This window comes from Chitinophaga sp. (assembly GCF_035564935.1).
Taxonomy (GTDB): Bacteria; Bacteroidota; Bacteroidia; order Chitinophagales; family Chitinophagaceae; genus Chitinophaga.
Map to the genome: position 1 here is coordinate 1 of NZ_DATMTE010000250.1, position 6,865 is coordinate 6,865.

At 46.5% G+C, this 6,865-nt stretch carries 4 protein-coding genes; 1 reads left to right on the plus strand and 3 read right to left on the minus strand.

Features of this window, described 5'->3' with window-relative positions; translation table 11 throughout:
- A partial coding sequence (locus VN105_RS06540; RefSeq protein WP_325639101.1) for a deoxyribodipyrimidine photo-lyase occupies nucleotides 1-725 on the plus strand: 725 nt, incomplete at its 5' end.
- Between the two features lie 49 nt (nucleotides 726-774).
- Here VN105_RS06540 and VN105_RS06545 read toward each other — a convergent pair.
- From VN105_RS06545 to VN105_RS06555, 3 genes are read right to left on the minus strand one after another with little or no spacing between them, the layout of a single operon-like run.
- Nucleotides 775-1,926 (minus strand): TlpA disulfide reductase family protein, encoded by a 1,152-nt coding sequence (locus VN105_RS06545; RefSeq protein ID WP_325639104.1) that lies wholly within the window; start codon nucleotides 1,924-1,926, stop codon nucleotides 775-777.
- Nucleotides 1,927-1,930: 4 nt separating this feature from the next.
- Nucleotides 1,931-3,388 carry a RagB/SusD family nutrient uptake outer membrane protein gene (locus VN105_RS06550; RefSeq protein ID WP_325639106.1) on the minus strand — a complete coding sequence of 486 codons (1,458 nt, stop codon included), beginning with the start codon at nucleotides 3,386-3,388 and terminating at the stop codon, nucleotides 1,931-1,933.
- 11 nt (nucleotides 3,389-3,399) lie between these two features.
- Complete coding sequence (locus VN105_RS06555; RefSeq protein ID WP_325639108.1) at nucleotides 3,400-6,849, minus strand: SusC/RagA family TonB-linked outer membrane protein; 3,450 nt, start codon at nucleotides 6,847-6,849, stop codon at nucleotides 3,400-3,402.
- Between the last annotated feature and the right edge of the window lie 16 nt (nucleotides 6,850-6,865).

The window sequence follows — 6,865 nt, forward strand, 5'->3', positions numbered from 1 at the left end:
GATTTGCCGCCGGGGAAAAGCACTTTCCTTCAAAGGATCTGAAAGAAACATTGATCAAACACTATGATGAAACCCGCGATTTCCCTTCGGTAAATGGCACATCGAGGTTAGGTATTCACCTCCGGTTTGGTACTGTAAGCATACGCGTACTGATGCAGCAGGCCATGCAACTCAATGCTACGTTTGCAAAGGAATTGATTTGGCGGGAATTTTACCAGATGATCCTCTGGCATTTCCCACATGTGGTTGGAAATTCTTTTAAGAAAGAATATGATAAGATAGTTTGGCGCAATAATGAAGCAGAGTTTGAGAAATGGTGTAAAGGAGAAACAGGTTACCCGATTGTAGATGCAGGTATGCGGGAATTAAATGCCACCGGTTTTATGCATAACCGGGTACGTATGATCACTGCCAGTTTTTTAACGAAGCATTTGTTGATCGACTGGCGTTGGGGAGAAGCTTATTTTGCAGCCAAACTACTGGACTATGACCTGGCCTCAAATAACGGCGGCTGGCAATGGGCAGCAGGATCCGGATGCGATGCAGCGCCTTACTTCAGGGTGTTTAATCCTTCTTTGCAAACACAGAAATTTGATAAGGATTTGAAGTATATCCGTAAATGGGTACCGGAGTTTGAAGGGTTTGAATATGCAAAACCAATAGTGTTGCATGAGGAAGCGCGTAAGCGTGCGTTGGAAGTATATGGGAAGGCGCTTCGTAAATAAAAAAAATGCAGTGAACTATTCACTGCATTTTTCTTCTTTTAAGAAAGAATTAATTGTTGAAAACCTCTTTCAGTTTGGCATCCAATGCTTCATGCTCTTCTCCGCCGCCGCCATAGCGTGCTATAATTACGCCTTTCGGATCAATTAATATCTGGGTGGGTAAAGAATGAATGCCAAAGTGTTCGCTGATATCTTCAGGGTTGGGCTCATTCTTCATTCGTTTATCCATATCCAATCCACGTAGCACATGTTTCCATACACCGATACCATCTTTTTCAACCGCCTTTTTCCAGGCATCATGATTGCGGTCGTCGTCCGACACGCTGATCACTTCAAAGCCTTTTTCCTTGTATTGTTTATATAACTCAAGCAAGTGGGGATTACCTGCACGGCAAGGCACGCACCAGCTGGCCCAGAAATCTACCAGCACATATTTTCCTTTGAAATCAGATAAGCTGAGCGACTGATCATTGATATCTTTTTTACTGAAGTTAAAAGCAACACTGCCTGGTGAGCCTTGTTCAAGACTTTTTATTTCTTTGGCTATGGCCAAACCATCTTTACTTTTTTGCAACGCAGCGTTCAGGCTGTTGTAGTAGTATCTGGCGGAGTCCAGTGTCATGCTGCCAATTTCAAAGCGCATCAGGTAAAGGCTCAGGAAGGAGTTGTGATGTTCGCGGATAAACTTCCTTGATAACTGGCTGTTGGTATTAAAGTAAGGCGCCAGTTGTTCACGGATGGCTCCTGCTTTATCATGGTCTTTTTCATTACGCAATGCTTCCAGTAATGGTTTATATTTTTCCGTGGCGGCTTCCTTTTCTTTTTCCAGCTGTACATTTTCATCATTGCTTACAGAGCCTTTCATCACAATGGTGCTGAGATCGCCGTTAGCTATGTTGATAGTCATGGCGGCAGGTTCCAGGAACAGGGATGCCTGCTCTTTTTTGTTGCCGGTCATGTTCCTTATCAGTGCTGCGGAAACCATGCCGGGCGCAGGTTGCAGCAGCGTGCCTGCAAAGCTGAACCTGCCGTTCTTTACTTCGGCGCTGTCTGTTACATACTTTGTGCCATTGCTGTACTGCAGGTAATATTTGGATGGTGCATTACCGGTAACGGTGCCGGCTATACTGAATTTTTGTTGTGCGATTACCAGTTGGCTTAATACTAACGGTAACGACAATACGCAGATTATTTTTTTCATAATGTTATTGTTCGTTTTGTGTAAGATTTGGATTAAGGATGATTTCTTCCTGCGGAATGCGCAGCAATATTTTAGGGCTTGTGGCAGGGATAGTCATAGCGCCGCTGCTGGCAGAGGAATAGTTCCGCACCATTGGCAAGCCATTCCTGAAATAGTCAAACCCTGCATGCCCTTCAAAGGCCAGTTCTATTCTGCGTTGCAATAATATTTCATCAAACAGCGCCTGCCCCGAAAGATCCACAGACGCAAGTTCTGCCCGGTTACGGATTATGTTCAGATCTGCCAGTGCAGCCTCTTTTTTACCAAGTTTTGCATTGGCTTCCGCCCGGTTCAGGTATACTTCCGCAAGGCGGATATACCGGAACGGTGACTTGCTGAAAATAGCATTGTACAAGTACATGTATTTAGCGGTAGCAATGCTGTCGTTGGGAAAACCGGGGGTTACATTCACCTTGTAATGGGAAGTGCGCAGATCCGTTTTTGTAATGCGCAACAGCAGGTCGGAAGAAGGACGGTAATAGCCGCCTGTATAGTTGATTTGCGGGGGATACGCATATTGCTGGCTGATTGATGCACTTCCAAAGTCCATGTTGCCGGCAAAGATATCTTCCTTATTGGCCACGTTGCTGCTGTTGTAATAAGCGCGGTATGCATCGTTTTGCAGCAAGGCATACTTATTACTGTTAATCACCTGGTCGGCATAGCTCACCACTTTCTGGTTAAATGCCGCATCCGGCTGCTGGAAGGTGCCGCCCATATAAAGATAGACACGCGATAACAACGCAGCGGCAGCCTGCTTCCCGGCAAAGCTGTTGGACTTCTCCTGGTTAAACAGGGAAATGGATGTTTCCAGGTCTGCAATAACCTGTTCATATATTGCTTTGGTGCTGCTGCGGGCGGGTTTATAGTCGATACCATTGGTAGCGGTAGTGATCAGCATCACACCCGGCGATGTAGCAGCATCCTGGTAGTAGGGCTTTGCATAGAAACGTACCAGGTTAAAGTATACGAACGCTCTCACGAATAATGCTTCTGCTTTAGCCTGCAATACCACCGGGCGCTGTTCATCTTTGACAACGTTATCCAGCAATTTGTTGGCATGAAGAATAATGAAATAACTTCCTCTCCATAAATTGTATGTCCAGCTATGATCCTTATCGGGGGAGTTAATATAGTTAAACGCATCAGTGTAGAAGTTAGGCCCCAGATCAAGTGAATGAATATTATTGCTATGTGCTTCAGAAAGAAACATCGTAATGTCGCCATATCCAAAGCTATTCGTCATGGAAACACCAGTAGTGATCATCGGGTAAAGGCCCAGCGCGGCCTGTGCAAACCCATCAGGGGTACTGAACTGGGCCGCTTCATTGGTAACGTTGTGCGGGCGCAGCTCATCCAGTTGTTTGTTGCAGGCGCTTAATGAAATAAGACTTACGGCGGCTATTATAATTGTACGCTTCATTTGTCAGTAGTTTAGAATGTAACATTAAGACCGGCAGTGATGCGCCGTGGGTTAGCATTTCCGATGCCTACGCCTCCGTAGGCGGTAGAGGTGCCGATGGTGGCGCCTTCAGGATCGGCTCCCACATAGTCTTTATGTTTGATCACGAAAACATTGTCCATACTAACGAATACGCCCGCACGCTGTGCACGGATCTTCGTCAATGTTTTTGGAGCCAGGTCGTACCCGAGCCGGATGTTCCGCATGCGGATATGGCTGGCGTTGCCGTAAACAAGCGAAGAACGACTGTCGAACACGCGCCAGGTATCCATTTTGCTGCTGTATACGTCCGGATAGTTGGCGGCTTTGTCGCCGGGTTGCTGCCATACTTTCTGACCCGGCTGCCAGTTCACATTATTCCTGCCAAGGAAAGGAGCAATGGGATCCTGGAAGTTATTAATGAGGCTCATGGCGGTATAGTTGCCTACCTGGAACCACATTTCTGCACTCAGGGAAAATTGTTTGTAGGTAAAAGTATTGGTGAAACCACCGAAAAATTTGGGTGTAGCGGAACCAACTGTCTGGTAATTGCGGATATCAGCCATTCCACCAATGCCTTCTACTACCTGCTTCTTCCCGGAAGCATCATAATTTTCAAACAGCGGCGCCCCGTTATCAGGATTTACACCTGCATAGCGGATGGCTTTAATTACATTAAGGTCTTCTCCTTTATAACGGTAATAGGCGCGGTTGTAATTATCAAGAAGGGAATCGCCATACAGTTTTTTTATGGTGTTCTTATTGAAACTTACGTTCAGGTTTGTGGTCCAGCTGAAATTCCGGGTATCTATATTGCGGGTGTTCAGCATCAGTTCCAATCCTTTGTTCAATACTTCTCCTACGTTCTGGTATTGCTGAAACGAGCCTTGTGCAGAGCCCACAAATACCTGTTGCAGGAGGTTTTTACTGAGTTTTGAATAGAGGTCCGCGGAAAGCTCTAAGCGTTTCCACAGGCTGAGGTCTATTCCCGCTGTATTATTAACAGTGGTTTCCCAGCTGATGTCGGGGTTCTCCAGCTGTGTAATGGAAGAGCCTATGTTATTAATATTATCATAGGTATAATTGGTGTTTGCGGCGTAAAGGGTTTGGTTCAGGTAACCATCGCCTACATCCCTTCCGGAAGTTCCGTGCACTACTCTCAGCTTCAGCAGGTCTATTGCTTTCACATCTGCCAGAAATGCTTCTTTGTTGATCAGCCAGCCGGCACTTACCGCATAGAAGGTACCGTACCTTTTGTTACGGCCAAAATTGGTGAAAGCATCGGTACGAAGGGAAGCAGCCGCATAGTATTTAGCGAGGTAGTTGTAGTTCAGCTCACTGAAGGCGGAGAAGCTGGCTCTTTCAGTATAACTACCCAAGGGCCTGTACGGCGAATTGTAAGCAACGGTGATGGCACTGCCAAAATTTTTGGCGGCGCCCATATTTCTTTCTCCTGGTAACAGGTTATACATATCAATGCTGCTGGTTTCATTGGTGCGCTTTGCCCACTCTGTTCCGGCCAGGAAATTCAGATTGTGATGGCCAAACTGTTTGGAGGCATTCAACGTATTGGTAGAAGTGAAATTAAAGAACCTGGTGTCTGCAATAGTAAGGGTTCCGTTGGGAACTGCAGCACCCGGTGCAAACAGGTAAGGATAGCCTCCGTACTTCCCTGAAAAGCTGCGGGGATCCATGTAAGAGTTACGATGAGCGTTAATATAGTCGATGGTATTGGTGGTTTTTACGCTTAACCAGGGCAATACACGGTAGTTCAGCCATATGGTACCGGTAAAGTGCTGGTTGTTGGTAACCGATGTATTGTCGAATTTCCTTTCCCCGATAAAGTTCTGCGACCAGGTAGTATAAGGCACTCCGAAATTATTGGATTGCTTCACCGGGATACTGTCGGCCAGCGAGCCATCTGCATTATAAGGCGTTACAAATGGCTGGGTCATATAAATTACCGGTACGCCGTTGGGAGAAATGGTTTTGTCGATAATGGCGCTGGTATTCAGTCCTGCAGAAACTTTTTTGGAGAAATTCTGCACTACATTGAGGCGCAGGTTGCGGCGGTCGAAAGTATTACCTACGTTAATTCCTTTTTCCTTGTACCAGTCTATGCCGGCATATAACATTGTTTTATCGTTGCCGCTATTAAGCCCCAGGCTGATATCGGAAAAATTGCCATCATCAAAGATCGCCTTTTCCCAGTCGAAGTTCTTTGTTTTATCTTCATCCGTATAAATCCTTCTTTGTTTGATGAAATCTGCTGCTGTAGGAAACTGTTGCTGCAGGGAAGGTGTTTCTTCCCATCTGCGTTGCATCACTTTATCCATCAGCGCCGTATTTTCCGTGGTGTTCATCATGCGGATAGCGCGGTTCTGTTTAATAGCGCCATAGCGTGTATCCAGTGTTACGTGTACACCGCTGTTGGCAGCAGCCTTTTTGGTGGTAACTACAATTACACCCTGTGCAGCGCGTGAGCCGTAAATGGCGGTAGATGCTGCATCTTTCAGGATGGTGATGCTTTCCACATCAGCAGGATTTACCACGTCCTGTAAATTCTGTGAATTGGAAATTACCCCGTCAATAACGATGAGCGGCCCAAAGTAAGCACTGGTACCGGATGGGAGAGATGACTCACCGCGCAGCAATACCTGCGCTTTGTTTGAACCGGCATCGGCAGAGTTCTCCACGATATACATACCGGTAGTTTTGGCTTTCAGCATAGAGAGTATATTGGAAGAAGAAACGGAGCTACGCAGTTGATCGCCGGAAACTTTTTGAACAGCGCCGGTTAGCTCGCTGGCCTGTTTATTTGTATAACCCATTACCACCACGCCACCAAGACTCGTAGCATCTTCTTCCATTGCAATATGGTTTTCAGTACCGGAAATAACCTGTGTTTTCTGCCGGTAACCGATACTGCTCACCATTAACGGGCGGCCTTCTTCCGAAGCAATGGTAAATATGCCGTTGGCATCGGTTACAGCGCCTTTGCCGGAGATAATGTCCCGGATGGTAGCACCGGGCAGCGGCTGTCCTTTCCGGTCTGTTACTCTTCCTTTGATCATCGGCTGTGCCCTGGTAACGCCGGTAGGATTGTACGGCATCACTACACCGATCATATTGCCGCTTATCCTGAACTGCAAGCCGGATGCATCTTCCAGTTCTGCCAATACTTCCCGCAGGCTCCGTTGTTTAGACGCCAGGGTGATACGTCTGACCGGCAATGTGCCGGCGGCATAAAAGAATTTTACCTGGTAGGTGCTTTCAATTTTTTTGAAGGCAGTGGCCACATCTGCCTCCCTGAAGGCTATTGATTTTCTTTGCTGTCCGTACGATAGCATACAGGTGCTTAGCATTAACAACACCAAAAGAGGGAACTGCCATTTTATCGCAGTACTTAACGGCGCATGGAGGCGCACATAATTAAAAGTCATGCATCAGATTTTTTAA